This is a genomic window from Modicisalibacter tunisiensis (genome assembly GCF_020148005.1).
Taxonomy (GTDB): domain Bacteria; phylum Pseudomonadota; class Gammaproteobacteria; order Pseudomonadales; family Halomonadaceae; genus Modicisalibacter; species Modicisalibacter tunisiensis.
This window is the reverse complement of record NZ_JAGXFD010000001.1, coordinates 1,205,743-1,207,326: the sequence shown is the minus strand read 5'-3', so window position 1 is coordinate 1,207,326 and position 1,584 is coordinate 1,205,743. Positions and strand designations below refer to the sequence as shown.

Annotated in this window: 1 rRNA gene (only partly in view); it reads right to left on the bottom strand. The window is 55.1% G+C overall.

Annotated features, from left to right (window positions below):
* Positions 1-1,515: ribosomal RNA gene (locus KGQ91_RS05510) — 23S ribosomal RNA — on the bottom strand (it extends 1,171 nt beyond the left edge of the window).
* Between the last annotated feature and the right edge of the window lie 69 nt (positions 1,516-1,584).

Below are 1,584 nucleotides of genomic sequence, written 5' to 3'. Positions count from 1 at the left end.
TCCGTTCGTCTCGTGTCTCGGCCTTGACCCTCCGGATTTACCTGAAGGATCAGCCTACTCACTTTCACCAGGACAACCAACGCCTGGCTCACCTAGCCTTCTTCGTCCCCCCATCGCAATACAGTGAGGTACGGGAATATTGACCCGTTTCCCATCGACTACGCCTTTCGGCCTCGCCTTAGGGGCCGACTCACTCTGCTCCGATTGACGTCGAACAGAAACCCTTGGTCTTCCGGCGAGGGAGGTTTTCACTCCCTTTATCGTTACTCATGTCAGCATTCGCACTCGTGATACCTCCAGCATGCCTCTCGACACACCTTCATCGGCGTACACGACGCTCCTCTACCGCTCGTCATTCGACGAACCCGTAGCTTCGGCACCTGGTTTAGCCCCGTTACATCTTCCGCGCAGGCCGACTCGACTAGTGAGCTATTACGCTTTCTTTAAAGGATGGCTGCTTCTAAGCCAACCTCCTAGCTGTCTAAGCCTTCCCACATCGTTTCCCACTTAACCAGAATTTGGGGGCCTTAGCTGACGGTCTGGGTTGTTTCCCTTTTCACAACGGACGTTAGCACCCGCTGTGTGTCTCCCACGCTGCACTCACCGGTATTCGGAGTTTGCCTCGGTTTGGTAACCCGGGATGGGCCCCTAGCCGAAACAGTGCTCTACCCCCGGCGGTGATACGTGAGGCGCTACCTAAATAGCTTTCGAGGAGAACCAGCTATCTCCGGGCTTGATTAGCCTTTCACTCCGATCCACAGCTCATCCGAATCTTTTTCAACAGATCCCGGTTCGAGCCTCCAGTTGATGTTACTCAACCTTCACTCTGGCCATGGATAGATCGCCCGGTTTCGGGTCTATTTCCAGCGACTGGTCGCCCAGTTAAGACTCGGTTTCCCTACGCCTCCCCTATACGGTTAAGCTCGCCACTGAAAATAAGTCGCTGACCCATTATACAAAAGGTACGCGGTCACCCCACGAAGGGGCTCCCACTGCTTGTACGCACACGGTTTCAGGGTCTATTTCACTCCCCTCTCCGGGGTTCTTTTCGCCTTTCCCTCACGGTACTGGTTCACTATCGGTCAGCCAGGAGTATTTAGCCTTGGAGGATGGTCCCCCCGTCTTCAGTCAAGGTTTCACGTGCCCCGACCTACTCGATTTCACGGGATCAGGTTTTCGGCTACGGGGCTATCACCCTGTATCGCTGAGCTTCCCAGCTCATTCGCCTAACCAGTCACCCGCTTAAGGGCTAGTCCCCGTTCGCTCGCCGCTACTGGGGGAATCTCGGTTGATTTCTTTTCCTCGGGGTACTTAGATGTTTCAGTTCCCCCGGTTCGCCTCCGATACCTATGGATTCAGTATCGGATACTCAGGTTACCCTGAGTGGGTTTCCCCATTCGGAAATGCCCGGGTCGCAGGTTGTTTGCCACCTCGCCGAGCCTTATCGCAGGCTTCCACGTCCTTCATCGCCTCTGGCTGCCAAGGCATCCACCGTGTGCGCTTCATCGCTTGACCATATAACCCCAAGGGGTCTGGTGCGATGACACAACGATTGCCGGATACGCTTGAGTCGTATCAAGTTGT